1 pseudogene is annotated in these 596 nt (G+C 61.4%); it reads left to right on the top strand.

Annotated elements, in window-relative coordinates:
- Nucleotides 1–596: pseudogene (locus IG65_RS35545) on the top strand (DNA-directed RNA polymerase subunit beta); the annotation flags it as partial.

The raw sequence follows: 596 nt of genomic DNA on the forward strand, positions 1-596 counted from the left end.
CGACACCAAGCTCGGTGCCGAGGAGATCACTCGTGATATCCCGAACGTGTCCGATGAGGTGCTGGCGGATCTGGACGAGCGTGGCATCGTGCGCATCGGTGCCGAGGTGCGTGACGGTGACATCCTGGTCGGCAAGGTGACCCCGAAGGGTGAGACCGAGCTGACTCCCGAGGAGCGACTGTTGCGTGCGATCTTCGGTGAGAAGGCCCGCGAGGTGCGTGACACTTCGTTGAAGGTGCCCCACGGTGAGTCGGGCAAGGTGATCGGTATTCGTGTGTTCTCGCGTGAGGACGACGACGATCTGCCTCCGGGTGTGAACGAGCTGGTGCGCGTGTATGTGGCGCAGAAGCGCAAGATTCAGGACGGTGACAAGCTCGCGGGTCGTCACGGCAACAAGGGTGTTATCGGCAAGATCCTGCCGAAGGAGGATATGCCGTTCATGCCCGACGGCACTCCGGTCGACATCATCTTGAACACTCATGGTGCTGCCGAACCGTGACGGCGAGACCATGGTCGACGCCAACGGTAAGTCGGTGTTGTTCGATGGTCGTTCGGGTGAGCCGTTCCCGTATCCGGTGGCGGTGGGGTACATGTAC

Origin of the sequence: Nocardia sp. NRRL WC-3656, assembly GCF_000720265.1 — a bacterium.
In the GTDB taxonomy this organism is placed as follows: Bacteria; Actinomycetota; Actinomycetes; order Mycobacteriales; family Mycobacteriaceae; genus Nocardia; species Nocardia nova.